At 60.3% G+C, this 26,389-nt stretch carries 23 protein-coding genes and 1 tRNA gene; 10 read left to right on the forward strand and 14 right to left on the reverse strand.

From position 1 onward, the window contains the following. The first annotated feature begins 164 nt into the window (after positions 1-164). Positions 165-1,139 carry a hypothetical protein gene (locus ACX1DW_RS02240; protein WP_458992680.1) on the forward strand — a complete coding sequence of 325 codons (975 nt, stop codon included), beginning with the start codon at positions 165-167 and terminating at the stop codon, positions 1,137-1,139. A 148-nt stretch (positions 1,140-1,287) separates the two neighbouring features. Here the strand turns inward: ACX1DW_RS02240 and ACX1DW_RS02245 are convergent, their stop codons facing one another. The 8 genes from ACX1DW_RS02245 to ACX1DW_RS02280 all read right to left on the reverse strand — a co-directional run bounded on the left by ACX1DW_RS02245 (position 1,288) and on the right by ACX1DW_RS02280 (position 8,146). Then, positions 1,288-1,977 carry a hypothetical protein gene (locus tag ACX1DW_RS02245; protein WP_458992681.1) on the reverse strand — a complete coding sequence of 230 codons (690 nt, stop codon included), beginning with the start codon at positions 1,975-1,977 and terminating at the stop codon, positions 1,288-1,290. Positions 1,978-1,983: 6 nt separating this feature from the next. Then, positions 1,984-2,577, reverse strand: a complete 594-nt coding sequence (locus tag ACX1DW_RS02250) for a hypothetical protein (protein ID WP_058064864.1) — start codon at positions 2,575-2,577, stop codon at positions 1,984-1,986. After that, positions 2,574-2,942: a hypothetical protein gene (locus ACX1DW_RS02255; protein ID WP_458992682.1), complete on the reverse strand. Its 369-nt coding sequence runs from the start codon at positions 2,940-2,942 to the stop codon at positions 2,574-2,576. Before ACX1DW_RS02255 ends, ACX1DW_RS02250 begins: the two co-directional genes overlap by 4 nt. Beyond that, a complete protein-coding gene (locus ACX1DW_RS02260; RefSeq protein ID WP_458992683.1) occupies positions 2,939-4,261 on the reverse strand; it encodes an AAA family ATPase in 1,323 nt (440 codons plus the stop codon). The genes ACX1DW_RS02255 and ACX1DW_RS02260 overlap by 4 nt, the downstream gene beginning before the upstream one ends. Before the next feature lie 3 nt (positions 4,262-4,264). After that, complete coding sequence (locus ACX1DW_RS02265) at positions 4,265-5,395, reverse strand: toll/interleukin-1 receptor domain-containing protein (RefSeq protein WP_458992684.1); 1,131 nt, start codon at positions 5,393-5,395, stop codon at positions 4,265-4,267. Positions 5,396-5,399: 4 nt separating this feature from the next. Beyond that, entirely contained in the window at positions 5,400-7,058 is a 1,659-nt protein-coding gene (locus ACX1DW_RS02270; RefSeq protein WP_458992685.1) for a hypothetical protein, read from the reverse strand. Continuing rightward, positions 7,055-7,723 carry a hypothetical protein gene (locus tag ACX1DW_RS02275; RefSeq protein ID WP_458992686.1) on the reverse strand — a complete coding sequence of 223 codons (669 nt, stop codon included), beginning with the start codon at positions 7,721-7,723 and terminating at the stop codon, positions 7,055-7,057. Before ACX1DW_RS02275 ends, ACX1DW_RS02270 begins: the two co-directional genes overlap by 4 nt. Positions 7,724-8,002: 279 nt before the next feature. Further along, on the reverse strand, positions 8,003-8,146 hold the full coding sequence (locus ACX1DW_RS02280) for a hypothetical protein (RefSeq protein ID WP_313285306.1): 144 nt from the start codon (positions 8,144-8,146) through the stop codon (positions 8,003-8,005). A gap of 353 nt (positions 8,147-8,499) precedes the next feature. Between ACX1DW_RS02280 and ACX1DW_RS02285 the strand changes: the two genes are divergently transcribed. Further along, positions 8,500-10,863: a DNA polymerase II gene (locus ACX1DW_RS02285; RefSeq protein WP_458992687.1), complete on the forward strand. Its 2,364-nt coding sequence runs from the start codon at positions 8,500-8,502 to the stop codon at positions 10,861-10,863. A 72-nt stretch (positions 10,864-10,935) separates the two neighbouring features. Then, positions 10,936-11,244, forward strand: coding sequence for a hypothetical protein (locus ACX1DW_RS02290; protein WP_458992688.1), 309 nt, complete (start codon positions 10,936-10,938; stop codon positions 11,242-11,244). Positions 11,245-11,297: 53 nt separating this feature from the next. Here the strand turns inward: ACX1DW_RS02290 and ACX1DW_RS02295 are convergent, their stop codons facing one another. From ACX1DW_RS02295 to ACX1DW_RS02305, 3 genes are read right to left on the reverse strand one after another with little or no spacing between them, the layout of a single operon-like run. Continuing rightward, positions 11,298-11,642, reverse strand: coding sequence for a YdbL family probable chaperone protein (locus ACX1DW_RS02295; protein WP_063540005.1), 345 nt, complete (start codon positions 11,640-11,642; stop codon positions 11,298-11,300). Between the two features lie 8 nt (positions 11,643-11,650). Beyond that, entirely contained in the window at positions 11,651-11,842 is a 192-nt protein-coding gene (locus ACX1DW_RS02300) for a YnbE family lipoprotein (RefSeq protein WP_013983382.1), read from the reverse strand. Positions 11,843-11,859: 17 nt separating this feature from the next. Then, complete coding sequence (locus tag ACX1DW_RS02305; protein WP_458992689.1) at positions 11,860-14,445, reverse strand: intermembrane phospholipid transport protein YdbH family protein; 2,586 nt, start codon at positions 14,443-14,445, stop codon at positions 11,860-11,862. A gap of 544 nt (positions 14,446-14,989) precedes the next feature. Between ACX1DW_RS02305 and ACX1DW_RS02310 the strand changes: the two genes are divergently transcribed. Together ACX1DW_RS02310 and ACX1DW_RS02315 are read left to right on the forward strand one after the other, a co-directional pair. Then, a complete protein-coding gene (locus ACX1DW_RS02310) occupies positions 14,990-15,337 on the forward strand; it encodes a tetratricopeptide repeat protein (RefSeq protein WP_063540003.1) in 348 nt (115 codons plus the stop codon). A 63-nt stretch (positions 15,338-15,400) separates the two neighbouring features. Continuing rightward, the gene (locus ACX1DW_RS02315) at positions 15,401-16,873 is read left to right on the forward strand and encodes a DNA recombination protein RmuC (RefSeq protein WP_458992690.1); all 1,473 of its coding nucleotides are present in this window, start codon (positions 15,401-15,403) and stop codon (positions 16,871-16,873) included. A gap of 12 nt (positions 16,874-16,885) precedes the next feature. Here the strand turns inward: ACX1DW_RS02315 and ACX1DW_RS02320 are convergent, their stop codons facing one another. After that, positions 16,886-18,133, reverse strand: a complete 1,248-nt coding sequence (locus ACX1DW_RS02320) for an MgtC/SapB family protein (protein ID WP_458992691.1) — start codon at positions 18,131-18,133, stop codon at positions 16,886-16,888. Positions 18,134-18,238: 105 nt separating this feature from the next. Then, positions 18,239-21,706 carry a hybrid sensor histidine kinase/response regulator gene (locus ACX1DW_RS02325; RefSeq protein WP_253751002.1) on the reverse strand — a complete coding sequence of 1,156 codons (3,468 nt, stop codon included), beginning with the start codon at positions 21,704-21,706 and terminating at the stop codon, positions 18,239-18,241. A 259-nt stretch (positions 21,707-21,965) separates the two neighbouring features. Between ACX1DW_RS02325 and ACX1DW_RS02330 the strand changes: the two genes are divergently transcribed. The 4 genes from ACX1DW_RS02330 to ACX1DW_RS02345 all read left to right on the forward strand — a co-directional run bounded on the left by ACX1DW_RS02330 (position 21,966) and on the right by ACX1DW_RS02345 (position 25,135). Next, positions 21,966-22,526 (forward strand): GNAT family N-acetyltransferase, encoded by a 561-nt coding sequence (locus tag ACX1DW_RS02330; protein ID WP_063539999.1) that lies wholly within the window; start codon positions 21,966-21,968, stop codon positions 22,524-22,526. Between the two features lie 163 nt (positions 22,527-22,689). Continuing rightward, entirely contained in the window at positions 22,690-23,406 is a 717-nt protein-coding gene (locus ACX1DW_RS02335) for an AzlC family ABC transporter permease (protein ID WP_063539998.1), read from the forward strand. Beyond that, the gene (locus tag ACX1DW_RS02340) at positions 23,403-23,729 is read left to right on the forward strand and encodes an AzlD domain-containing protein (protein ID WP_458992692.1); all 327 of its coding nucleotides are present in this window, start codon (positions 23,403-23,405) and stop codon (positions 23,727-23,729) included. The genes ACX1DW_RS02335 and ACX1DW_RS02340 overlap by 4 nt, the downstream gene beginning before the upstream one ends. Then, positions 23,726-25,135, forward strand: coding sequence for an MFS transporter (locus tag ACX1DW_RS02345; RefSeq protein ID WP_458992693.1), 1,410 nt, complete (start codon positions 23,726-23,728; stop codon positions 25,133-25,135). The genes ACX1DW_RS02340 and ACX1DW_RS02345 overlap by 4 nt, the downstream gene beginning before the upstream one ends. Positions 25,136-25,171: 36 nt before the next feature. Here the strand turns inward: ACX1DW_RS02345 and rdgC are convergent, their stop codons facing one another. Beyond that, positions 25,172-26,092 (reverse strand): recombination-associated protein RdgC, encoded by a 921-nt coding sequence (gene rdgC / locus ACX1DW_RS02350; RefSeq protein ID WP_102840075.1) that lies wholly within the window; start codon positions 26,090-26,092, stop codon positions 25,172-25,174. A gap of 214 nt (positions 26,093-26,306) precedes the next feature. Here rdgC and ACX1DW_RS02355 point away from each other — a divergent pair. Beyond that, positions 26,307-26,382 (forward strand) — tRNA-Val (locus ACX1DW_RS02355). Positions 26,383-26,389 lie beyond the last annotated feature (7 nt).

A 26,389-nucleotide genomic window follows, 5' to 3' on the forward strand; every position in this document is an offset into this window, starting at 1 on the left:
AGGTGCTCGCGGCGGCTAAAAATCCAGAAAAAATGGATGATTCGATCGTTTTTTAGACGAATCGCCGCTTTTAAAATTGGCAGGGCTGAAGTCAGCCAGAAATACGTGACTACTTCAGACCATCCTTAGAATTTATACATGTAGTAATTTGCTGAGGGCTCTACATGAACTGGGCTAAATACATCGAGTACCGTCTACCGAATGCTGTAAAAACCCGCCTGTCGTTGCAGTGGGGGAAGTTTGAGCAGCAAATTGTGCTGCCATTTACAACTGTTGGACTGCGTTTACCCAAACAGGAAACATATGATGGAGTCATCCGTCGCGCGCTAAAGGATGAGGAGTCAGTGCGTCGGGCTTTTCAGGAGCTGTGCAGTGCTATCGAGGCTAGCAATTCATCGCTGGTCATGGTCGATTTGGCTGGGCCAGGATCGACAGAGAAAAGCCGCCGCGTTCGATTTGAGGCCATTTACGAAAAGGCTGCGCCGGACTCATGTGATTTTATGGAATTCACTGAGGTCGCCAAATCTCACACGTATACGGTACCTGCAAGTCTTTTGTTGGAAATGAATGGCCATTTATTTGCTCCTCGTTGGTTGCTAAGGAAGAAGCTCGCCAACGTTAACAAGCATAACCCCCCGCTGAGAATTGCCGGCCCATGGGATGGGCAAGCGCAGCTGTGGGATGATGTATTTAAACCACTATTTGACGAGATTTGTCGCATTCGGAAAATTGCTGAGGCGGAGAAAGTAAAACGTAAAAACGATTGCGAGGATTATTTGAAGCGGCGTGAGCTTAACTGCTCGCAAACGGCTAAGGAAACGGTTGTCGCTCCAGTGGGAAAAACGCTTGCACAAAAAAAGAAAAATAGCCCAAAGGCAAAAAGCCAAGAAGCGGACACTGCTCTAAACGTTTCGTCTGTTGAGTGGGATGAATGGGTTGAGATAAAAACAAAATGGGGAAAGCAGAGGCAAAAGAAGTCGTTTTCGGCTAAAGATTGTAGTTTGCGTTTCTCTGGAAGACGTATCTATATCAAGCTTCCGGACGGCAGAGAATTAATAAAATTAGAGTCGAACGTGCGTTGGCAAACGATATCTGGCGTAGAAGATATTATTACATCAGATTTGAAAGAGCAGGCCTGACGTCCAAGCAACTGCTGCTCTGCAGGAACTTGACCAATACTTCATTAAACGGCAAGTTTCGGCATGAATGCCTGAGCACTGGTCACTCGCGGCGGCGAGCGAGCCAGCACCAACGGTGCTTAATCTGAGGGCAGGCCTGCTAATGCCTCTAAAATTGGGCCGCGTAGTGATTGTAGAATAAACGGTTATAAAACAAGTAAGCCGCGCCGCCTGCGCATACCGCTACGATGCTGGACAACGCCATGGCACCGTAGAGCGGGAGGGAGAGGGCCGGCAGGTATTCGCCTAAGTTACGAAGGATGGCTTCATGTAATGCGACGGCAGAGGAGGGAGCCAGGGTAACCCCATAGACCAAGCAGCCGACGTATGTCGAGATGGCCCAGCGAAAGCCAAGCAGACGGCCAAGGGGTGCAGACCATTGCCGTAGGCGTTGGACAGGTACTTGCAACAGCTCATGACAAATAGCCTGACAATCGCTACGTTCGGCGGCCAGCTCAGAGATTTCCGTATTCAGTCTGGCGCCCAATGCGCTGCCGGCGTGAAATAAGCCATCCTTGCGGCGCCGCAGTTGCTGGCCTTCTATCTGAATTCGCTGCAGACGCTTTTCGATTGTTAGCATGCGTTCCTGAGCTTCGGACAGCTCGTCTTCCTCCTCCGCATTCAGCAGGATGTCTGCTTCATCGGGGACACGAGGATGCTTGGCGTAAAGCAGCTCGGAGATGAGCCAGCCCACCCAGATAAAGGAAGTGGCTAGCAGAGTGAAGACGAACACCAGCCAGCCAATCAAGAGGATTACCAAGCCAAGTGGGTTGCCTTCTTGTTTTCTCTTTCTGCTCATAAGGCGTTACTCGGGAAAAGCGATATTGGGGTCAAGCGACGGGGCCTTGCCCTTGACGCGCCGGATGACTTGCACGAGCAAAGCCCGACACTCATCGCGCTTCTGCTTGTGACTGAACATCAGTTGGTAGGAGCCGAAGTCACCAGACAGATTCAGGCCATAACGTCTGCGCCGGCTGCGCCCCTGTCCCACCCGCTGTGTATCGTTGTCTAGCCGCTGTATATCGTCGACGGCTATCTGGATGCGTTGGGCGTGGTCGAAGAAGCGCCGCAGACTGAGGATGTCGTGCAGGCTGTTTTCCAGATCGTCAGCGCTGAAACTCAGCGTCGCGGATGACGGGTCGATGCGTATGCCGGCTGACTGGGCCTGCCAGACTCGCCAGCCAAATACGCTGGCCGCAACCACGCTGCCGCAACACCAGATACCGACCCAGAGTGCTGGTCTGAAATCGCTTAGCAAGAGCAGGATTAATAATGTGCCGATCAAGCATAGGCTGATCAGCAGGGCCAGCCAGCAACCGAAGGTGGCGCGTATGGCATGCCAGATATCCACCACCGTATAGGCTTTACCATAGACGGAACGATGATGACGACGACTCATGACAGCCAACCTCGCAAAAGAAAAACGGTGACTGCCAAGGCCGCTACGATCGCCGGCAGTTGGAAATGCCACCGCGCAACCGGTACGAGTATTGGCTCGGGTGGTGTCTGCTCATGGTTGTGCACTGGTTCACTTTCAGGACTTGGTGCATCACGGCGCGCCTCCGCCGCAACAGGTTCGGCTACACTCTCGAAGTTGACGGAGAGATCGCTTTGCTCGTCGCCGTCATCCGTTTCATCTATGTCTTCGTGCTGTTCCAGAGCTTGCCGGAAGAGCATCTCCACATCCTGCAGCAGATCGACGCCATAAGCATCGATATAGGCGTGCGTATGCCGCAGGCTGGTTTTAAGTAGCTCGCGGTTCATCCGGGAATGTCCTCAAGCGTGAGGGTGCGGAGTTGGTCGCGGCTGGGCTTTTCTATTTGCGAAAGGCGATTGGCATGGGCTTGCATCACCTCCTCGAAGAATGTCCTTATTTCGCGTGCATTGCCGTAATGAGCGCCGCGCGATTCCCAGCGATTCTTTATGGTCTGCCTGCTCTTATGCCAGGCCTCGGCACGAAAACGCAGTTCGTTTCTGTCGCAAAGACGACGGAATACTTGCAGCAGGTCGTCAGGTTCGTAGTCGTCGAATTGGATGTAACGGGTAAAGCGCGACTTCAAACCGGGGTTCGAGTCAATGAACGTCTGCATTTCCTCGGTATATCCGGCCACTATAACTATGAGGTCGTCGCGGTGGTCTTCCATCAACTTGAGCAGGGTGGCGACCGCCTCGTGCCCGTAATCGGTTTCGTGAGCGCTTTTAACCAGTGCGTAGGCTTCATCGATGAAAAGCACGCCACCGAAGGCGCTTTCAACGACTTCACGAACGAGTCCGGGCGTCTGGCCAAGGTACTGCCCGATCATCCCTGAGCGATCAGTTTCCACCAGATGGCCTTTGCGCAGCAGGCCGATGTCGCGGTAGATATCGGCGACCAGCCGGGCTACGGTAGTTTTGCCTGTGCCTGGATTGCCGGTGAACACCATGTGCATGGAAACGGGCGGAACCGGCAGGCCATTCATTTTGCGGTTGAGGATGTAGCGGGCGAAGTTGATGCTATTGCGCACCTCGCGCTTCACGCCCTCCAGGCCAACCAGACTTTCCAATTCCTTCAAGGCTTCGCCGGGCGCCATTGCAGAGTGGCCGGAGCCCGGTTCGGATTCAAGCTCAAAGTGCTTGCGAATAGGTTCCAGCACCTGCTCAGCCCTATCCATGTCCTGCGGCGTCTTGTCACCATCCCAGGCCACGGCTGCCTGGATCAGATCGTCCAGACAGCTATAAGCCTCCTCGCAGAACCCCGGCTGCAAGCGCTCGGCAATCAGCAAAAAGGCCGGCAAAATCTGTGGGTCGAATGAGACCTGCTGGTCACGCAGTGCACCATCAGCCAGATTAAGTTCCTTCACGCTAAGATCGTTAGCCAGGATGGTGTTAATGAACTCTTGGTGCCGCGAGCGCATCAGGCGGTCGCCGGTCATCACGAAATCGAGCATCGGAAACAGCCAACCCAGCGTTAGCCGCACCAATGAATGAGGCAGCTTGGGATTGGCCCGAGTGAATCGCTCGTCCAGCCCGCCGGTTATCAGCAGATCTAGCAGGTGCATCAGGGCGATTTTGGCTTGGTCGAGGTAGGAGACTGGTGAACTCATGGATTATTCGAGCAGCTCAAGGTCGTATTCGTAGTTGGCATAATCGACTATGCGTGAAATTAGGTCATTCTTTCTGCCCTTGTCATCCGATAACAAATGGAATGCGACGGATTTTATTTCATCTTCCGAAATTCGGTTGGATGTTTTTTCAAAAAACTCTTCAACGCTAAAATAATCAAATATCTCAAAGAAAATGTCGAAACTGCTGCGGCGATTCTCAAGGTCAAGCTGCAATTCGTTCTCTGCCATGGATATGGCCTTAGCTCTTTTTTCGTGGCTTTTATAAGTTTTTGAAAAAGCGTCTATTATTTCGTTGATACGGTCTCGCTCTTCAGTTTCCTCAGAAAACTCTCGGTATTCTTTGTTTAGGATCCAGTTGCCCATGTTGCTTTTGATGTACGATGCATCTCCAGTGTTGTCAATATGAAGGTCCTTGCATATATTCTTGAGTAGGCCGAGGCTGAGCGACTCAGCTATCGCGTCAATGATAGGCAGGCTTTTGGTCTGGCTGTTAAATAAAATTCTGAGCTTGCTGGATAAAAAGGCTATTATTTCTTCTGTTGCCTTTTCTCCGCCTAAGCTTTCGAAAAGGCCTATGAGTGTTTTGCTCTGCTCTTCCGTAGAGATGTGCCTTAAGTTTCTTATATAGCTTTCAATTAGTTGGTCTTTGTTTGTTGTTATTCGACTGAGTAGTTTTGAAAGTTCGGGCTCAAAGTGATCGTGGCCAAAAGTTAGAGCGTCCCTTCTGCATATATCTTCGATGCCGGGAGGGAGAATTGCAGGGAAACCTTGCTCGCCATTAACAAAGATAGGGATTATCGGTTTTCCGCTTGCCAACGCGATGCGTATTTCGCGATATACCCAGTCTGCGTCGGATAGCAGGGGGTCGTACTGGCCATTAGCATTTTTGCCCCGATCAAAGAGGCCGGGGGAAACTATTAAGATGAAATTTCGTGCGGCGTGTAGGTTGTGTTCAATGGCATCATCGAAATTACCCTCGCCTAAGCTTTCTTTATCAAAAAATATGCTTATGTTGCGCTGTGTTAGGACATCGCACAGAAGCCGCGCAACGGTTGCGCCACTGCTTCTTCGGTAGCTGATGAAAACGTCTTTAATTTCTGCTGTGGTATTCATTCGGTTAATTTGGGATTTCAAATTTACGTTGGCGATGTAAAAGTAGCCATTCGCCATTCTCGGCGAGAGCTTCTTTGCCTATGAGCTTCAGAACGCTTCTGGCTGACTCAGTGTTTCCTGCTTCAATATGCTGACTGAGCACGATGATTGCGCGGTCGAATAGATTTCCCATTTTTTTATATCTATTGGCATCTTCTTCATAGGCCATTAGGTCCGAATGGTTTCTGAAGATCGCCGACAGCACGAAAAGGATCGCTGCGAAGAATGTGAGCCATGGCAAGAGTTGAATTGACAAGCTAGTGAATGACTTGAGCAAAAGTAGTAGGGTAGTGGCGCCGCCTGAAAAGAACAGGATACGGCTATACAGCATACGCTTTGCAAGTTTCTGCTGTTTTTTTGGTGCGCTACTTCCCCCCCTCAAAAAGTAAATTTTTTGATCTTCCAGCCAGCGCTCTTTTACCCATGGAAAATCTGAGCTGGCCAGGGAGGTACTCCCAGTTCTAGTGCTATTTTGAATGGCATAACGAATCCAGCCGAGCTCATCGTTTTGGCTGCTCAGGTAATATTTGCTGGCGCACTCGTCTATACCAGCCGCCTTCCAACAGATTTGTACGCGTAACCCCTCCGCCAGCGCGCGCCAGTCCATATATTGGACTTCGCTATTTCTTGTCCCGCTGAAAAATGCTCGGTGGCTGGCGAAAGCAATTAGGCCAAAACCGATATGTAAGGTCAGCCAGTACCATTGCGTGTCTGGTCCCAGATGCAGTTGCTGGAAAAAAATAGACAGGAAAACAAGCGAACTGAGCAGCCATAGGGTGGTGGTGCGTTGCTTTTGCTTGCTACGGGATAGAGCATCGGCAATGGCGAATGTCTGTAAGCTGGATTCTATGACAGAAGGGTAGTTTGTCTTACCAGTCAACCACTGGTGGCTTTTGACTATCTCGTCTGGAGCTGCTTGTTGAATCTTTATTGCTGCTTGGTTGAAATCTTCTATGGATTGGAATATTTCATTCCAGCACTTTCGTGTGCCGATAGCGATATCTGTGATTGTGGGGGCCCAACTGCTGGCCTCTTCGGCCGTATAAGCCAGTGGGTTCTTTCGTCTATTGCAGCGCAGATGCCGAACCTGACATGTTTCCGGCTGTGCCAGCGGATTTTCTCCGTTCTCGATGCCTTCACGACAAAGCCTCACAACATCTGCGGTTCCGCCAGGCAAGGAATTTTCTGTGCTACCGTCCCACAGAGCATAGAGACGCTGTGCTTGCTGCGCTAGGTACATTCCCAAAGCTCGGTAGCGCGCATCACGTGATGAGTCGCGAGCGAGAAACCTTGGCAGGGGCGCTACTTGAATTTCGGTAGCCTTGCTCAGCAGCAGTCGAAATCTTGCAAGTGTTTCGGGTGTAGAGAAATCCTGTTCGTATGCTGCTTGGGGCATGGGCAATATGGCTATCAGCTCAAAGCCATGTTCCAGCGCTTCTTCGGCGATTAGCCAATCGGCCCCCTCGGCAAGGCCGTTCATTAATTGAAAGCGTGTGCCAGGATATTGCTTACGTAGTGTTGTGAACTCGGTATGCAGCGCCTTGCGAATCGAGGGGATTTCTGTATCCAGTAAATCGCGATGGCCGCTGGTGGCCAGCACAACAGGAATTGGCCCGAATGTCATTGATCACTCCAAGCAAGGTCAATCAGAGCTGATGTCAGGTTTTCCGGATTGCGCTTGTGCTTGGCGCGTTGCATCAGGCATACACAATCGGTCAGCGGCTCGCCGGCGGTTCCCAGTGGCATTTGCGGATTGAATTTGCCCAAGGCAGCCGAAAATGTGTCCAGAAGGGTATCTCGATCATCGGCATAGCCCTTTTCGGCGAGCGCCAAGGTTTCCAGCACTGCAAGTTCGATAAGTAACGAATCAAGCCAACCGACTTCATGGCGGTAGGCAAATACCCATCGAGTCTTATTGATAAGGATGGGCGCCCATAGGTTGGATTCCCGCGAGCCGACTAAGCAACTGCTGACGATGACCCCTTCTATTTTGTCACCGTGAAGCGCCACCTTTTCCAGCAGTGTGCTAGCGCGCCCATTGGCAATGCCGCTCTTACTGCCATGGGCACCTATATATAGAATCTGGCGTTTTTCTTGGGTATGAATCAGATCCTGCGAGAGGGCGACCTCGAAGCTTCTGGTGTCGTAGAAAGTCGAATAATAAATATTGAAGTAATCATGCAGGCGCTCCAGCCCCTGAAAGAAGGGCAGGGATGAAGCGCGGGTAGGGTTGCTTTTAGGTGTCCACCAAGGGGACTCCAGCAAAAGAAGGGCAAAATCGTCTAGCATTGGAAGTCATGGTCATGTCCTGAGAGGCAAATTGATATCACACTGTTAGACCTAGGTCACTTACATCTGCAGCCATGCGGCTGCGCCAGTGCCCAGATCAGATGTTGTGCGGTCAACGCGACAGGCAGACACATATCAGTGATAATCCAGAGCAGTTTCGCCTTCGCCTTGACGCGTGCATCAAGCGTAGCCGGCTGGTTTGGTAGATTTTGCGCGCTCGTCAAGACCGTAACTGAGACCTATCGCCGCGGTGAATGAACGACTGCCTATACCACTCGATCAAATGTTAACCGCGTCGCCGTGTCTTAACCGTCGCAAGCCACGCATCATGCAGCCAGGGCAGGTTTTCAGCTTGACCTGGTCGGGGTGCTCCAAGTACGAGAAGCGTTCCATCATGGCGTTGAACACCAGCGTGATGCGCATGTAGTCGCTGGTGAAGTAGTGACAACCCGCTCGCCGTTGCAGTGAGGTTGATGCGCGGACGGCTGAAATTCTAGGACAAATTTAGGACAAAACGCCGGCCTTTCTAGGCCGTCGTAGCCCATTTTTAACGGTAAGAACTTCCGATTTCAGCGGCCTCAAGCGGACTAGGAATTATGGTCATAGCCTTCAAATCCCTATCTCTCCGCCATTACATGTAGCCTGAACCCCTGTACTCGCGAGAGTGCGGGGGTTTTTGCTTTTGGGTTGGCGTTTACCGTGCGGTGCATCGGTATGCGATACGACCTGCCCGGGAGAGGACGGGCTTGCTGTTCATTCAGGTGCCGGGGAGGCTGATGTCGCAGTTGCAGCAGGGTTTTATCCTGACCCGCCACTGGCGAGAGACGCCTGCGGGTACCGAGGTGAGTTTCTGGCTCGCGACCGACAGCGGGGCGCGGCGGGTGTGCGTGCCGCACCGGCATTCGGTTGCCTTCTTTGCGCAGGAGCGGTGCGCCTTCGTCGAGTCCGTGCTGCGACAGGAGCCTGACGTCGAGCTGCGGCCGCTCGACCTGCACGACTTCCATCATCGCCCGGTCATGGGGCTGTACTGCCGGTCGCATCGCCGACTGATGGACTGCGCGCGGCGGCTGCGCGATGTCGGTGTGGATGTCTACGAGGCGGATATCAGGCCGCCCGAGCGTTACCTCATGGAGCGCTTCATCACCGCACCGGTGTGTTTCGAGGATGGCGCCGATCGCGATGACGCCTCACCCGTGCAGCTCAAACCCGCGGCGGACTATCGTCCGAGGCTCAGGCTGGTCTCGCTGGACATCGAGACCACGGCCCGTGGCGATCTGTATTCTATTGCCCTGGAAGGCTGCGGCCAGCGTCAGGTCTATATGCTCGGCCCGGAAAACGGCGATGCTTCGGCCGTCGATTTTTCTCTGGAGTACTGCGAAAGCCGAGGGCAACTGCTGGAACGGCTGAACACCTGGTTCGCCGAACACGACCCGGACGCGATCATCGGCTGGAATCTGGTGCAGTTCGACCTGCGGGTACTGCATGAACATGCGCAGCGCTTGCAGGTGCCGCTGCGCCTGGGGCGCGCCGGGGCGACGATGGAATGGCGCGAGCATGGCGCACGCAGTAATCACTTCTTCGCCGCGGCCGAGGGCCGGCTGATCATCGACGGTATCGAGGCGCTGCGTTCGGCGACCTGGAGCTTCCCCTCGTTCAGTCTGGAGAATGTCGCCCAGACCTTGCTGGGGGAGGGCAAGGCGATCGACAACCCCTACCAGCGCATGGCGGAGATCGACCGTATGTTCGCCGAGGACAAGCCGGCGCTGGCCCGCTACAACCTCAAGGATTGCGAGCTGGTGACGCGCATCTTCGCCCATACCGAGCTGCTGACCTTTCTCCTCGAGCGAGCCACTGTCACCGGCCTTGCGGCAGACCGCAGCGGCGGTTCGGTGGCGGCGTTCGAGCATCTTTATCTGCCGTTGATGCACCGGCAGGGCTTCGTTGCGCCTAACCTGGGCGAGCGCCAGGGCGAGGCGAGCCCGGGCGGTTTCGTCATGGACTCGCAGCCGGGGCTATACGAATCGGTGCTGGTGCTGGACTACAAGAGCCTGTACCCATCGATCATTCGCACCTTCCTCATCGACCCCGTGGGGCTGATCGAGGGGCTGCGCCAGCCGACCGACGAGGCATCGGTCGCAGGCTTTCGCGGGGCGCGCTTCTCGCGCACCCGGCACTGCCTGCCAGCCATCGTCGAGCGCGTCTGGGAAGGGCGCGAGGCGGCGAAGCGCGAGCACAACAAACCGTTGTCACAGGCGCTGAAGATCATCATGAATGCCTTCTACGGCGTGCTCGGCTCCAGTGGTTGTCGCTTCTTCGACTCGCGGCTGGCATCGTCGATCACCCTGCGTGGCCACGAGATCATGCGCCGCACGCGGGAACTGATCGAGGCCGAGGGTCACGTGGTGATCTACGGCGACACCGACTCGACGTTCGTCTGGCTGGGCCGAGCGCATTCGGATGTGGCGGCCGAACGCATCGGTCGCGACCTGGTACGGCGGATCAACGACTGGTGGCGTGGGCATCTGCGTGACGAGTATGGCCTGAGCAGTGCCTTGGAGCTGCAGTACGAAACGCACTTCCGGCGCTTCCTGATGCCGACTATCCGCGGCGCCGAGGAGGGTAGCAAGAAGCGTTATGCCGGCCTGGTCACGCGCGCGGATGGCAGCGACGGGATGGTATTCAAGGGGCTGGAAACCGTGCGCACGGACTGGTCGCCGCTGGCGCAGCGCTTTCAGCAGGAGCTGTACCTGCGCATCTTCCACCGTCAGCCGCACCAGGATTACGTGCGTGAGTATGTGCGCCGAACCCTGGCTGGCGAGTTCGACGAGCTGCTGGTCTACCGCAAGCGCCTGCGCCGCCGGCTGGACGACTACCAGCGCAACGTGCCGCCGCATGTGCGGGCGGCGCGCCTGGCCGACGAGTGCAATGATCGTCTTGGTCGGCCGCGGCAGTACCAGAACGGCGGCTGGATCAGCTACCTGATTACCGTTGCCGGGCCTGAGCCGCTGGAGGCGCGCGCCTCTGCCGTCGATTACGACCACTACGTGACGCGCCAGCTGCAGCCGGTGGCCGACGCGATCCTGCCCTTTGTCGGCGACGATTTCGCCTCGTTGATCGACGGGCAGCTGGGGTTGTTCTGACTGCCGGCCGGGCGTCATCTCCGGCAGTGCGGGGTCGAAAGCTTGCTCCCACTTTCCTCGCCGAGGTCGCGTATGTTCCTTGTCCAGTTGCTGTTGCCGCTTTACGACAACGATCAGCAGGCGTTGCCGAGGTCGCTTTTTCGCACCGTGAGCGAGGAGCTGATCGAGCGCTTCGGCGGTTTGACCACCTACAGCCGTGCGCCGGCTAATGGCTACTGGCTGGAGGACGGCGAGCACGCGGTGCGAGACGAGACGGTGGTCTACGAAGTGATGGTCGATGAGCTGGACCGGGACTGGTGGGCGCAGTATCGCGTCGATCTGGAGTGCAGGTTTCGGCAGAAGTCGCTGGTGGTCAGGGCACACAGCCTGACGCTGCTGTAGGCGTCGATGGGCGGTGGGAGCGATGGCCAGGCAGGCCCGGCCATCGTCTGAGGTCACTTGCGGACCCAGTTGCCGTTGAGCTGGATGATCTGGCCGGGCGGCGTCTTTTCGATGGCCTTCTTGCCGGCGATGGCTTCGACGTCGCTGACGCTGATGCCGTTCTGCTTGGCGACGCGGTGATACTCGGCGCGGCGCGCCTGGTTGATCTGGCTGGCGATGTCCTCGGCGTTCTGGCTGGAGCGCACCACGCCCAGGTAGCCGTCGGGCTTCTCACCGAGCACGCCACTGGCCTTGGCTTCGCCCAGGGCGGACATAGCTTCGTTGAGGGTCATGGCCGCGGCGGGCAGGGCCAGCAGGAGCGCCAGGAGCAGGCTGGTCAGTTTCAGATAGGCTTTCATGGTCGTCCTCAGAACAGTCCGCTGTCTTGGTTGATGATCGAGTCGAGCTGCTTGTCCACGCGGATATAAATCTCGTGCTCGATCTTCACGTTCAGGTTGATATTGATTGGCTCGTTCGGCACGGCCAGTTCCACCCGCGGTGTACAGGCGCTGGCGAAGAGACCCAGCAGCACAATGGTCAGCGTATGGCGCAACCGCATGGCGGTTTCTCCTGTGTCTATTGCGGGTCTGCATTGCCTTGCCTGAGGCGTTCCTGCACCCGTCGTTGAATGGTCTCGCTTACCCGGTCGCTTAGCTGCAAGCTGGTCAACAGCGCCGGAATGTCCTCTTCCAGATTGATCGAGAAGTTGATCGGCCGACCGCCTTCCAGGGCCGGGTTGTGGCCGTTCAGGCGCAGCCCGAGGTTCAGCTTGCCGTTCTCATCATAGCGAACGTCGCTGGTGAGCAGATCATAGTGAAAATCGTGCAGGGCTTCGGTGACGATCTTCATGGCCGGGTTCGCCTGGCCGAGGGCTTCGATCTTCGGCGAGCGAAAGCGCAACACGCCGCCAGGCGCACGCGCGGCGAGCTTGCCATCCCGCACGCTCAGCCCTTCTGCGCTGCGCTGCACGTCGAAGCTGCCGTCGATCACACCGCTGCCGCTGAGGCCTTCGGTCGGATAGGCGGCGAGCACGTCGCCTAGTTGTACGCCCTCGAGCCGGGCGCTGAGCCGTTGCTGTGGTGCCGCAAGGTCAAGGGCGCCGGCCGGCAACCAGAAGCGCCCACCGAGAATCTGGGTTTCTGCGATCTGCCAGGTCAGGCGTCCCTTTGCCGGCTGGTCGATCGCGGCCTCGTAATGCCCGCGCAACAGCAACGGGCCGAAGGTGAAGCCGGGGTTGAGCTCGACCAGCCGTAGTTCGCTGACGTCCAGTCGTAGGCGGTCGCGCCGCAGTTGGGCGGTCAGGCGTGCATCGAGTCCGGAAATCTCGCTGCGGTCGAAGATGCCGGCCAGGCCTCGCGCTTCGAGCGTCAGGTTTGCAGTTGGTTTGCCATTGCCAGCGGGCAGTGTCAGCTTGCCGTCGCCCGACAGGCGACCACTGCTGAGCTCAAGCGACGCCGGCCATGTGACCAGGCTGCCGGCGATCGGGTTGCCGGCGCGCAGGAAAATTTTCTGCAGCTTGCCGCCGACCTGCAAGGGTCCGTTCCAGCGCTGCTCGAGGTTAACCGCCATTGTCAGTCCGGCATCGTTGCTCACGGAGCCATTGGCGTCCAATGCGGTACTGTCGGCTTTCAGTTGGCCGCTCCAGCGCCAGCCCTGGGCGAGCAGCAGCGGGTGTTCGAGACGACTCAGGCGCAGCTCCAGCGGCCCTTCGGCACGCCAGGCGGTTGGTTGCTCAAGGTTGCGCTCGATCTTCAGAGCCAGTGTGCGTGGCAGCGTCGCGCTCAACTGACTGGCGACGACCTCGCCCGTGGCGAGGCGGGCCAGCTTGGCTTGGGATGATTTCTGCAGCTGCAGCTCGACCTTCTGGAGGTCGGCACGACCAGAGAAATCCAGAGTGGCGTCGAGGTTCTGCAGCGTCAGGGCGTCCAGCTGCAGCCGCGTACTGCGTGTCTGTAGGCGGGCCTGCTCGATGTCCAGCGAATACGGGGGGGAGGTCGCCAGTCGCATGCGCGCCTGCAGGCTGGACGGTGCGCCGCCCTGGGCGTCCAGTCGAAGTTGCACGGGTAGCTGCCCTCGCGTCACCTGAGTGGCAATTGGCTCGACGCTGATATTCAGCTGGCTTGGGCGTAGCGCGGCCGGCACGTCCGTCAGCAGGGTGGACGCTGGACGCAGTTGTAGGTTGGCTTTCAGTTCGGTGGGCAACCACAGTCCATCCTGCCCTCGAGCGGCCAGGTCGAGGTCGCCCTGCAGCTCCCCGAGGCCTACGATCGGCCAGGCGGCCGGGATGTGCGCAGAGAGGCGCAGCTCGCCGGCTGCGTTCGACCAGTCGTAGGTGCCGCCGACGGTCTGCGCCAGGGCCAGTGCCCAGCCCGCACCGATGCGCATGTCGGTTGGCATATCTGGCAGGGCGGCGGTTGGGGTGGCCGTCCACTCGCCGAGCCAATCCAGGAGCCAGGGTGCCTCCGGTAGGTTGCCCATGGAAAGGGTGCCGTCCCATTGCAGCGTCTCGCCTGAGTGCTGCAGCCGGTTGCGGGCTTCCAGTCGTGGTTGGTCGTCGATAGCCAGTGTGGCCAGAATGAGGCTGTTCCCTGGCCCAGCGCTCTGTGCATCGATGATCATTGAAAGCCTATGTTCGTTGCGCCGGAGGTCGAGGCGGCCAGCCAGCGGCAGCAACGATTCGCCCTTCCGCTCGAACCGCAGTGCCCCCCGTTCGTCGCAGCGCCCCTTGGCGCAGGGTAGGCTGACCCGCAGATCCGCTATGGTTAATCGCTGCGGGAGCCAGGCGGCCCATCGTTCGTACTGCTCGAGATTCGTTGCTGGCGGCTCGCTATCGCCGGCGGAGGTAAATGAGCGGATGTCCAGCTCAAGCTGTTCGATATGCAGCGAACGAGGCGGTAATGGGTGAAAAAAGCTGGCTAAATCCAGTGTGATGTTGGTGGCCTCGGTAGCCAGGCTGGGGCCGTTTTCCGGCGCTTGGATGTAGCGCACGCGTTTTGCCGAGATACCGCTGGATGAGAGCCGCAGCCCTTGCCAGTCCAGCTGCTCGATGCCCTGTTCGTGTTTGAACCCCTGCCACTGATGCCAGGCGAACGCGGCGAGCACCAGGAGCAAGGCGAGCAGCCCGACGCACAGTAGTAAAACGGTTCTCCACGGTTTGGTCATGGCTGCATCCATAAAGCGAGGGCTACAGCATAGCCGTAGAACGGCCGTGGCGACCGTGCGCCGGCGAGGTGCACCGCAGGACACCAAGATTACGAAAAAGTTCGTTCCTGTAGCGCTGCAACCCTTGTGGCAAGCCGCTTTGCGTCCGGTGCGCTGAACTTGTGCACATTTGGGAAAGCCGTCTGTCAAGCGCTTATGACAAACTGTCGCAAACGCCTGGAATCCATAGATCGTTAATAACCAATTGAAAAATAAGCAATTTTTTCATTGGTGAAAAAAGCGTCAGTTTAACCGCAGCCCCCATGAGACGCGGGATCGAGAGATTTGTCTGCTGTTTGTCCACCGAGTTATCCACAGCTTCTGTGGATTACTAAGGTGTGTGATATGGATCTAATTTTTTCGCTTTTGACAAGACTTTAACTCTGTCGAAAAAGGAGTAGAGTGCGCGGCCTTATCCATCCAGCCCTTGATGTGCATGAGACCGCGTACTTCTGTTTCCGCTAGTCAGATCCCTTCCGCTTCCCCGTCGCGTCTGCCGCTGCGTATGGCGCTCTGGCTGCTCGACAGCCAGCGGCTGGGCAGCAAGCAAGGGGTCAAGCGGATTGCCGGCCGGCTGCTCAAACAGCCGGCGCGCGAGGGTGTGGTCGAAGCACAGAGTCGCCTTGGTCGCTTGCTGTGTTGCGAGTGCGATGGCCAGCGTGACCGCCGGATCGGCCTGGAGCTGCTGCGTCAGGCGGCTCGCGCCGGAGACTGCCAGGCGCAGCTGGAGCTTGGCCGGTTGTACAGTCAGGCCGAGCACGCTGAGCCCGCCAAAGCACGGCAGTGGCTCGAACAGGCTGCGGCTCAGGGGTCTCAGGAAGCCCTGCGCTTCCTTCAGCGCGTCAAGGGCTGACCGGCTCGCCTGACCGGCCTCCTGCGGCTGGTTATACTGCCCGGCATTTCGCCGGAGCCTCTCATGTCGTTCGATCCCCTTCATCTATTGGTTGGCCTGGCGCTCGGCCTGATCGCCCTGGCCGGGCTCTGTCTGTCCCTCCAGCGGCGCCTGGCTGCTGGTCGCGCCGAGCAGGCAGCCCTCGATGAGCGCCTCCGTCAGGCGGTGCTCGCCGAGCAAGGTCTGGCGGCTCAGCTCGACGGCTGCAGGGGCGAGCTTGCCGAGTTGAACGGCATTCGATCAGCACAGCATGCCGAGCTGGCGGCGTTGCGTCGTGAGATCGAGTTGCTGCGAGCCCAGCGTGACGAGGATCTCGAAAGTATCGCCGACCTGCAGGCCGAACGTGACGCGCAGCAGGGCGAGCTGCGACGCCTGAGCGCGGCCCATGCCGCCCTGGATGCCGAACTGCGCGAACAGCAGAACTCGCATCAGCAGCGTCTCGCTGATCTTCAGGCTGCCCGTGACGAGCTGCGCGCACAGTTCGCCGAGCTCGCCGGCAAAATCTTCGACGAGCGCGAACAGCGCTTCAGCGAGTCCAGTCACGAGAGGCTGGGGCAGCTGCTGGAGCCGTTGAAAGAGCGCATCCAGACGTTCGAGAAACGCGTCGAGGAAAGCTATCAGAACGAGGCGCGCGAGCGCTTTTCCCTGGCCCGCGAGCTGGAACGTTTGCAGCAGCTGAACCAGCGGCTGGGCGATGAAGCGACCAACCTGACGCGCGCGCTGCAGGGCCAGAAAACCCAGGGCAACTGGGGTGAACTGGTGCTGGAGCGAGTGCTGGAACATGCAGGGCTGGAGAAGGGCCGCGAGTACCAGACGCAGGTCAGTCTGAAGAGTCCCGATGGCGAGCGCTTTCAGCCGGACGTGCTGATTCGCTTGCCCGGTGACAAGCAGGTGGTGGTGGATGCGAAGGTCAGCCTGACCGCCTATCAGGCGCTGACCTGTGCCGAAGACGATAACAGTCGTGCCTTGGCGCTGAAGCAGCATGTGCAATCGCTGCGCAGCCATTTGAAAGGGCTGTCGGTGAAGGATTACCAGCGTCTGGATGGGCTGCACAGTCTGGACTTCGTATTGCTGTTCGTTCCGATCGAAGCTGCGTTCGCGGCGGCCTTGCAGGCCGACCCGGAGCTGTTTCAGGAGGCCTATGGTCGGCATGTGGTAATCGTCAGCCCGACCACGCTGCTGGCCACCCTGCGAGTCATCGACAGCCTCTGGCGGCAAGAGCGGCAGAGCCAGAACGCGCGCGAGATCGCCGAGAAGGCCGGGGCACTGTACGACAAGTTCGTCGCCTTCATTCAGGACCTCGACGAAATCGGCAGCCGGTTGCAGCAGCTCGATCGCGCCTACCTGGCAGCGCGCACCAAGCTCAGTGATGGGCGCGGCAATCTGGTAGGGCGCGCCGAGCAACTCAAGGCGCTTGGGGCTAGGGCCAGCAAGCGCCTGCCGGGCGACTGGCTGGAGCGGGCCGGCGCCGAAGCGTTTGGCGAGGCGGGCGACTGAGCGTCGTCTGGCTCAGCCCAGCAGTAACACCGCAAGCGCTGTCAGCAGGCCAGCGAACATGATCGGCAGCGTGCGCACGGCCAGCTCGCGGCCGCCTATCACCGCGATCAGCATGGCCTTGACCAGGCTATTGCTCAGCGCCGCAAACACGATGCCACGCGCCGCTACCTCGTGGCTCAGTCCGTCGCGCGCCTTGCTGGCCAGCGACAGGGTAATCGCATCGACATCGGTCAGGCCCGCCAGCAGCGAAACCAGGTAGATGCCGGCGTCGCCCAGCCAGCGCCGGGCGCCTTCCACCAGCAGAAGAATCAGCACGAGCAGGGCGGCAAAGCGCAGGGCCGGGCCCAGCTCGAACGGGTTTCTGAGCAGCGGTTCGGGATTGTCATCGGCTGTTCGCGCGGCGCGCAGATAGTAGAAGAGCGCGCCGACGGCGTAGATGGCACCAGCACACGCCAGCGGCAGCGTCAGACCGGACAGCAGCAGCGGATTGACCAGCCCCACCTCCAGCAGCACGCGCGGAAACATCAGCGCTGAGGTCGCCAGCAGGCCGGCCGCCAGAGCGGCGCGCAGCTTCGGTGCGTCAAGCCGGGCCAGCGTGATGGTCATGGCCGTGGAGGAGACGATACCGCCAAGCAGGGCGGTCACCAGCAGGCCATGACGAGTCCCGAGGACACGAATAGCGACGTACGCGGCGAAGCCGATACCGGCGATCAGCACGACCATCATCCAGGTCGTGTAGGGATTGAGCGCTTGCCAGGGGCCATAGCCCTGATTGGGCAGCGTCGGCAACAGGACGACGGAGATGAACAGCATCTTCAGGGCGCCGCCCAGCTCGGCTTCGCTGAGGCGCCTGAGCGCCTGGTGCAGGCGCGCCTTGAGGCTGAGCAGCAGGGCCACGACGATCGCACAGGCCGCTGCCAGCTGACGGCTTTCCGCCACGGCCAGGCTGCCGAGGACGAAAGTCAGCAACAGGGCGACCTCGGTAGTCATGCCGTGATCGCCGCTGCGCCGGGCATCGATCACGTAGCCGGCGATCACCAGCAGCGCCAGCATGCAGAACATGGCGACCCAGGCGATTGCGCCTAAATGGCTGATGCTGATTGCGGCGAGCCCGCCGAACAGACCGGCCAGGCCAAAGGTGCGGATGCCGGCGACCAGCTCCTGGCCGGGACTCTCCCGGCCACTCCAGCTGCGTTCGGTACCGATCAGCAAGCCGACGGCCAGGGCCATGGCGAGATTCAGAAATAGCTCGATTGTCATCGCTCACCTAGCGGCGCTGTCAGCAGATTGCCAGCAGTGTAACCGGCCGTGCGGCAGAGGGCTCGTGGCGCGGCAGGTGGTCTGGCGCCCACGGACCCGATGCGCTCAGCGCAGGGTCAGGTGGCGGCTCATCAGTGCACGCAACGCAGCGGGTTTGACCGGCTTGGCCAGATAATCCAGGCCGCTGGCATGGATTGCCGCCACCAGCTCCGGGCGGCCGTCAGCGCTGATCACCACGCCAGGTATCGGCTCGCCAAGACGAGTGCGCAGCCAGGCCATCAGTTCGGTACCGGTCTGGCCTTCGTCCAGGTGGTAGTCCACCAGCACCAGCTGCGGGCGGATGTCCTCGGCCAGCAGCGCCTCGCAGTCGGTGCGGTTGCGGGCGGTCCAGACCTGGCAGCCCCAGCGCGTGAGCAGGCTGTTCATGCCGACCAGGATACTGTCCTCGTTATCGATGCACAGCACCTGGGTGCCGGTCAGTGCGCTGAGCTGCGGCTCGCCGCGCTTGACTGCTGGGCGGGGCTGGCTGACCGCACGCGCGATCGGGACGGTGACGCTGAACACGCTGCCCTTGCCGGGCCAGGAACGGACCTCCAGCGGATGGCCGAGCACGTGACACAGGCCGTCGGCGATTGCCAGCCCAAGTCCCAGGCCCTTCTCGGCACGCGTCTGATGGCTGTCCAGCCGTTTGAACTCCTCGAAGATCACTTTCAGCTTGTCCTGTGGAATGCCCGGGCCGCGGTCCCAGACTTCCAGCCGCAGCGACGATCCCTGCCGGCGTACGCCCAGCACCACGCGACCCTTGGCGTAGCGGAACGCATTGGTCAGGAAGTTCTGCAGCACCCGTCGCAGCAGGCGTATGTCACTGTCCACGCGCAGCTTGCTGCCGTGCACTCGCAGGGTGATGCCTTGCTCGCGGGCGAGCGCCGTGAATTCGGTGCTCAGCGTGTCGAACAGCGTCGCCAGCGGGAACGGATTGCGATCCGGAGTGACTCGGCCGCTTTCCAGGCGTGAGATGTCCAGCAGGTCGGTGATCAGGTCCTCGGCCGAACGCAGCGAGCTGTCCAGGTGCTGGATCAGCTCCTGCGCCTCCTTGGGCAATGCGCTCTGCTGGTGCGACAGCGCCGCGGAGAACAGCCGGGCCGCATTGAGTGGCTGCATCAGGTCATGGCTGACCGCAGCGAGGAAGCGGGTCTTCGACTGGTTGGCGGCTTCGGCGGTGCTCTTGGCTTCGATCAGTGCCTGGTTGAGCTGCGACAGCTCCTGGGTGCGCTCGCTGACGCGCTGCTCGAGCCCCTCGTTGGCGTCTTTCAGCGCGCGTTCGGCCTCGCGGTAGGCGGTGATGTCGCTGAAGCTCATGACGAAGCCCCCGCCAGGCATCGGGTTGCCGATCAGCTCGACTACGCGACCGTTGGGGAACAGCCGCTCCGAGGTGTGAGCGCGGCCCTGGCGCATCCAGTACAGGCGCTTGGCCACGTGGGTATCGGGATCGCCGGGGCCGCACAGGCCGCGTTCGGCGTTGTAGCGGATGATGTCGGCGATCGGTCGGCCGATGTAGACCAGCCCGTCCGGGTACTCGAACAGTTCGAGATAGCGGTGGTTCCAGGCCACCAGGCGCAGCGACTGGTCGACCACGCTGATGCCCTGGGTGATATTCTCGATCGCCCCTTGCAGCAGGGCCCGGTTGAACTGCAGCACTTCCGAGGCCTCGCCGACGATGCGCACCACGTCATCGACCTGCATATCGCGGCCTTCGAGGGCGGCCTTGACCACTGCACGGGTGGAAGAAGCACCGAGCACGCCGGCCAGCAGGCGCTCGGTATGTGCGATCCATTGGCCGTCGGCCTGCAGCTTGGGCGAGAAGTCTTGGCCATGGCGGCGGGCGAAGCGATGGAAGCTCTGTTCGGCCCGCTCGGCGCCGACGAAGCGGGAGGCGAGCATCAGCAGGTCTTCGACCCGTACGGCAAGCAGACGGCGGCCGCCAGTCGGCGAGGCGATTTCCTGGCCGATGAAGCGGCTTGCCTGCCAGTGTTCGGCGACATGTGTCTGACTCAGGATCGACACCCAGAAGAACAGCGTCGCATTGCCCACCAGCGAAAGTGTCACGCCAAGGGTCAGGCCGCTGAGGCCGAAGCCCAGGCCGCCGTTGTACATCCAGCTCAGCCCGGGGAACATGTCCAGCGGCCAGCCCAGCAGGGGCAGGATCAGCGTATAGAACCAGATTGCCGCACCGGCGGTCAGGCCGGCGAACACGCCTCGGCGGTTGGCCTGTTTCCAGTACAGTGCGCCGACCATCGCCGGCGCCAGCTGGGTGATAGCGGCGAATGCGATCTGGCCGATGGTAGCCAGCGAGGCGGTTGAGCCGAGCAGTCGGTAGCTGACATAGGCCAGGAGCAGAATCACCACGATGCTGATGCGGCGTACCGACAGCATCCAGTGGCGGAACGCCTCGAACGGGCGCTCCGTTTCCTGTCGACGTAGCAGCCAGGGCAGCAGCATGTCGTTGGAGACCATGGTCGACAGCGCCACGCTGGCGACGATGACCATGCCGGTCGCCGCCGAAGCGCCGCCGATGAAGGCCAGCAGCGCCAGCCACGGATGCAGTTCGGCCAGCGGCAGGCTGATCACGAAGGAGTCAGGAGTGACGCCCGCCGGCAGCAGCATTTGCCCGGCAAGCGCGATCGGCACGACGAACACGGCGGCCAGCACCAGGTAGAGCGGGAATACCCAGCGCGCCAGGCGGAAGTCGCGCGGCTCGATGTTTTCCACTACCGAAACGTGAAACTGCCGCGGCAGACAGACGATCGCCATCATCGCGACGGTGGTCTGGACCAGCATGGCTGACCAGTTGACGTTCTCGCTCCAGAAGTCGGCAAGTTCGGGGGCGTCGTGGGCGCGGTTGAACAGGTCGCCGAAGCCGTCGAACAGGCCGAAGGTGACGAAGGCGCCCACCGCCAGGAATGCCAGCAGCTTGATCAGTGATTCGAAAGCGATCGCCAGGACCATGCCTCGATGGTGCTCGGTGACATCCAGGTTGCGCGTGCCGAAGAGAATGGTGAACAGCGCCAGGACGATCGAGACGATGAGCGCGGTGTCGCGGGTGCCGGTTCCTGCAGCCTCGATGTTGATGCCGCTGAGCACGTTCACCCCGAGCACGATGCCCTTGAGCTGCAGCGCAATATACGGCAGCACACCGACCAGGCAGATCAGCGTGACGACCACTGCGAGCAGCTGCGACTTGCCGTAGCGTGCCGCGATGAAGTCGGCGATGGAGGTGATGTTTTCCTGCTTGCTGATCATGATCATCTTCTGGATCACGTGGGGTGCGAACAGCAGCAACAGAATCGGGCCGAGGTAGATCGGTAGGAACGCCCACAGTTGCTCGGCGGATTGGCCGACCGCACCGAAGAATGTCCAACTGGTGCAGTACACCGCCAGCGACAGGCTGTAGACCCACGGCCGGAGGCGGGGTGACAGGGAGGCGTTGTTGCGGTCGCCATAGAAAGCGATGGCAAACAGAATGGCCATATAGACGAGGGCGACCGCAGCGATCAGCCCGCCTGACAGCGTCATGCAAACTCCAGAAGCAAGGGGGTGCCGGACCGGCATCGGCGTGCCGTGGCGGGCGCCGAATTTAATCAGTCCTGGCGACTCATTAGTATGGTGAATTCGTGAAGTTTCGCAGCATTGGCGTGCCCGTGTACGGTGTTGCTACCAAGGTCGCATGTGTCTAGCACGGGCATGCCGGCCGTCCTTTAACTACCGCATCACGCGCGCTGCTGGAGTTGCCCGGCAACGGCCAGCCATCCACAAGCCTTTACAGGAGATCGCCATGTTCAGCCCACTTCCGGTAACCCTGCAACGCGGAGCGCTGCGTCTGGAGCCGATGGTGGACGCGGATATCCCCGAGCTGGTCGCCCTGGCTGAGAGAAACCGCGCCGAGCTGGCCTACATGAATGGCCCGCTGCGCCCGGATTGGTATCGCCAGGCCGTTGCCGAGCAGCGCGACGGCAGGGCTGTGGTATTCAGCATTCGGATGGCCGAGCGCCTGGTCGGCACCACGCGCTTCGCTGACTTCGTCAGCGGTCTTCCGGCCGCCGAGCTGGGCTGGACCTGGCTCGACCAGGCGGAGCATGGCAGCGGCTTGAACGCCTCGATCAAGTTCCTGCTGTTGCGCCATGCATTCGAGGAGTGGCAACTGGTCCGGCTGCAGTTGAAGACTGCGGCCAGCAATCTGCGCTCCCAGCGCGCGATCGAGAAGCTCGGCGCACAGCGCGAAGGCCTGCTGCGCAACCATCGCCGGCTGGCGGACGGCCGGCTCGACGACACGGTGCTGTACAGCATCACCGACCGCGAATGGAGCCAGGTCCGGCAGCGGCTCGCGGCCGACTGACCTCGGGCGCCGCTCTGGATCGCCTGTTGCCGTCAGTTCGGTTATCGTGCGGTGCTTTGTCGCAACAGTCCGCCTGATCGACCGAAGCCTTTCGTCGTGCCATGCCCGTACAGCCGGTGGTGCGGCGTATGGTTCGTCGACGCGAGGCCTACAAGGAGTTCCTATGTCCCGCTCGCAAGAGTTCGCCCACGGTTGCCGTGACATCCTGCCGCTGATTCTCGGGGCGATCCCCTTCGGCGTCATTTTCGGCACGCTGGCGGTGGGGGCGGGCCTGACGGGCTGGCAGGCGATGGGGATGTCCACGCTGGTATTCGCCGGCTCCGCGCAGTTCATCGCGATCACCCTGATCACCGGTGGGGTCGGCGCGGCGGTAGTGCTGCTCACCACATTCGTTGTGAACCTTCGCCACGCCTTGTACAGCGCCGCCTTGCAGCCGTTCGTTCGCCATCTGCCTGGCCGTTGGCGTGCGCCGTTGGCGTTCTGGTTGACGGACGAGGCATTCGCTGTGGTGCAGAATCGCTATGCGCGCGACGACGCATCGCCCTACAAGCACTGGTTCTTTCTCGGGGCGGCGTTGACCATGTACGTCAACTGGCAATTGTCGACGCTCGTGGGGATCGCCTTTGGCCAGGCCGTGCCGGATATCGCCAGCTGGGGACTGGACTTCGCCATGATTGCCACCTTCATCGGCATTGCCGTGCCGATGATGCGTACCCGCCCTCAGGTGGCGTCGGCATTGGTGGCCGGTGCCGTCGCGCTGCTGACCTGGGAACTGCCCTACAAGCTCGGGCTGATTGCCGCCGCGCTGGCGGGCATCGTCATCGGCGTATGGCTGGAGCGACGGGCCGATGCCGCGGCCCGACCGCAGGGGGCGCTATGAGTACCTGGCTGCTGATCCTCGGCATGCTGGCGATCACCTTCGTGATCCGCTACAGCTTCTTTGCCTGGCCGAATCTGCGCTTTCCACGCGCCATCGAGCAGGGCCTGCATTACGTGCCGGTGGCGGTGCTGACCGCGATCGTGGTGCCCGGCATGCTGATGCCTGACGGACGGTTGGCGTTGAGCTGGGACAACGCCTATCTGTTGGCCGGGCTGCTGGCTATCGCCATCGCCGCGCTCAGCCGCAACCTGCTGGCGACCATCGCCGGCGGTCTGCTGAGCTTCTTCGTGCTGCGCTGGGCGCTCGGGCAGTTGCCGATATGAGCGGCGAGTCAGCCAAACGCGCCGCGCGATCGGCATCGGCCAGGGACGAGCAAGCGCCACGCTCGCAGTTCCGTCTGCTCGGCAAGCGCCGCTTTCTGCCGTTCTTCTGCACTCAGCTGCTCGGCGCGTTCAACGACAACGTGTTCAAGCAGGCGTTGATCCTTGCGATTCTGTTCAAGCTCGGTACGACCGCCGACAAGAGCCTGCTGATCAATCTCTGCGCTCTGCTGTTCATTCTGCCGTTCTTTCTCTTTTCCGCGCTGGGCGGGCAGTTGGGTGAACGCTTCGAGAAGGCCGTGCTGATCCGTCGGATCAAGTTCGCCGAGATCCTCATCATGCTGGCCGGTGCCCTGGGGATGCTGTTGGGCAACCTGCCGCTGCTGCTCTTGGTGCTGTTCTGCATGGGGACCCAATCGGCGCTGTTCGGCCCGGTCAAGTATTCGATCCTGCCGCAACAGCTGGCCGAGGACGAACTGGTCGGCGGCAATGCACTGGTGGAGATGGGAACGTTCCTGGCCATTCTCGGCGGCACCATCGGTGCGGGTGTGCTGATGGCGAGCGACGCCTATGCGGAGTGGGTGGCGCTCAGCGTGGTGCTGATCGCCTTGATCGGGTATCTGGCCAGCCTCGCGATTCCCGCTGCGACGGCCGCCTTGCCAACATTGCATATGGACTGGCGCGTGCTGCGCCAGTCATGGCGAATCCTGCGGCTGGGCTTCGGCCAGCAGCGCGCCGTGTCCCGGGCGATGCTGGGCAATTCCTGGTTCTGGTTTCTTGGCGCAACCTACCTGACGCAGATCCCGGCGTTTGCCAAGGACTATCTCGGCGGCGATGAAAGCGTGGTCACGCTGATCCTCACCCTGTTCTCGGTGGGCATCGCGCTGGGGTCGCTGCTCTGCGAACGACTGTCCCGGCATCACGTGGAGATCGGCCTGGTGCCATTCGGGGCGATCGGTCTGAGCCTGTGCGGGGTGCTGCTTTGGTGGCATGCCGGCGAGCATCCGTTGCCTGCGGCCAGCGTGGACTGGCTGACCCTGCTTGGTGAGCCTTCCGCCTGGTGGATACTGGCGGACATCCTCGGGCTGGGGATCTTCGGCGGCGTTTACATCGTCCCGCTGTATGCCCTGATCCAGTCACGCAGTGTGGTGCACGAGCGCTCGCGGGTGGTGGCGGCGAACAACATTCTCAATGCGCTGTTCATGGTCGCCTCGGCGATCATCGCGATCGTGCTCTTGGTCGTGCTGAAACTGTCGATACCGCAGCTGTTCCTGGTCGTCTCGCTGCTCAGCGTACTGGTCTGCGGCGCGCTGTTCATCGATGCCCCGGAGTTCATCGAACGCTTCATGCTCTGGGCATTGGGGGATCGGCTGGGAGGGAAATTGCTGGTGCAGCTCGGATTGCGCTGAGGCGGGGAGGGGGCGCCGAGCGGCGCCCCGTGCGGGTCAGATGCCCTGCGGAACCTCTTCGCCGCCGAACGCCTCGAACAGCGCCGGCAGAAATTCGCGGAAGGTCATCATCATCAGCAGGAAGCTGGCGTCCTGCTGGGCGAGGGCGTCGTCGCCACCATCCTGTTCGGCCTGGTCCTGCAGCAGCTCCTCGAAGCGCAGGCGCTTGATGATCAGCTTGTCGTCCAGTACGAAGGACAGCTTGTCCTGCCAGGCCAGTGACAGCTGAGTGACCTGCTTGCCGGCTTCCATATGCTGCTGGATCTCGTCGCTGGTCAGGTCCTGGCGCTTGCAGCGCACCACACCGCCATCTTCGTGGGTGTCGCGCAGTTCGCATTCGTCGAGCACGAAGAAGTCCTCAGCGGCCTTCTGTGTCTTGACCCAGTCGGTGAGTGTGGCGCTGGGCGCGATCTTCACCGTCAGTGGGCGCACCGGCAGCGAACCGATCGCCTCGCGCAGCGTGGAGAGCAGGTCCTCCGCCTTCTTCGGGCTGGCCGAGTTGACCAGGATCAGGCCGCGCTCGGCGTCGATCGCGGCGAAGGTGCCGGACTTGCGAATGAAGGCGCGTGGCAGGAAGGCCTGGATGATCTCGTCCTTGATCTGGTCGCGCTCCTTCTTATAGACCTTGCGCATCTGCTCGGCTTCGATCTCGTCGACCTTCTCCTTCACCGCGTCCTTGACCACGCTGCCGGGCAGGATGCGTTCTTCTTTGCGCGTGGCGATCAGCAGGAAGCCCTGGCTGACATGCACCAGCGGGGCGTCTTCGCCCTTGCCGAACGGCGCGACGAAACCATAGGTGCTTAGCTCCTGGCTGGCGCAGGGGCGGGCGGGTTTGGCGGCCAGTGCAGCTTCGAGCGTCTCCGCATCTAGCGCGACATCCTGGGTGAGACGGTATACGAGCAGGTTGCGAAACCACATGGCGGGGTAGATCTCCGGAAAGCAAAGGGGTGCATTATTCCTGCCTGGCCAGTTCAGGCCAACCCTGCCGGCGGTTAATGCGCAGCAGGTGGGGAAAAACGGCTGGTAAACCGGGTGTTTCCTAAGTCTTTGGAACTTCTGCAATTTTTTTTTCAAAAGGGGGTTGCCAAGGTGCGGAACCCTCTCTAGAATGCGCCCCACTTCGAGAGCAAACGGGTGATTAGCTCAGCTGGGAGAGCATCTGCCTTACAAGCAGAGGGTCGGCGGTTCGATCCCGTCATCACCCACCACTCGAGG

The sequence above is a fragment of the Stutzerimonas sp. KH-1 genome (assembly GCF_054483855.1).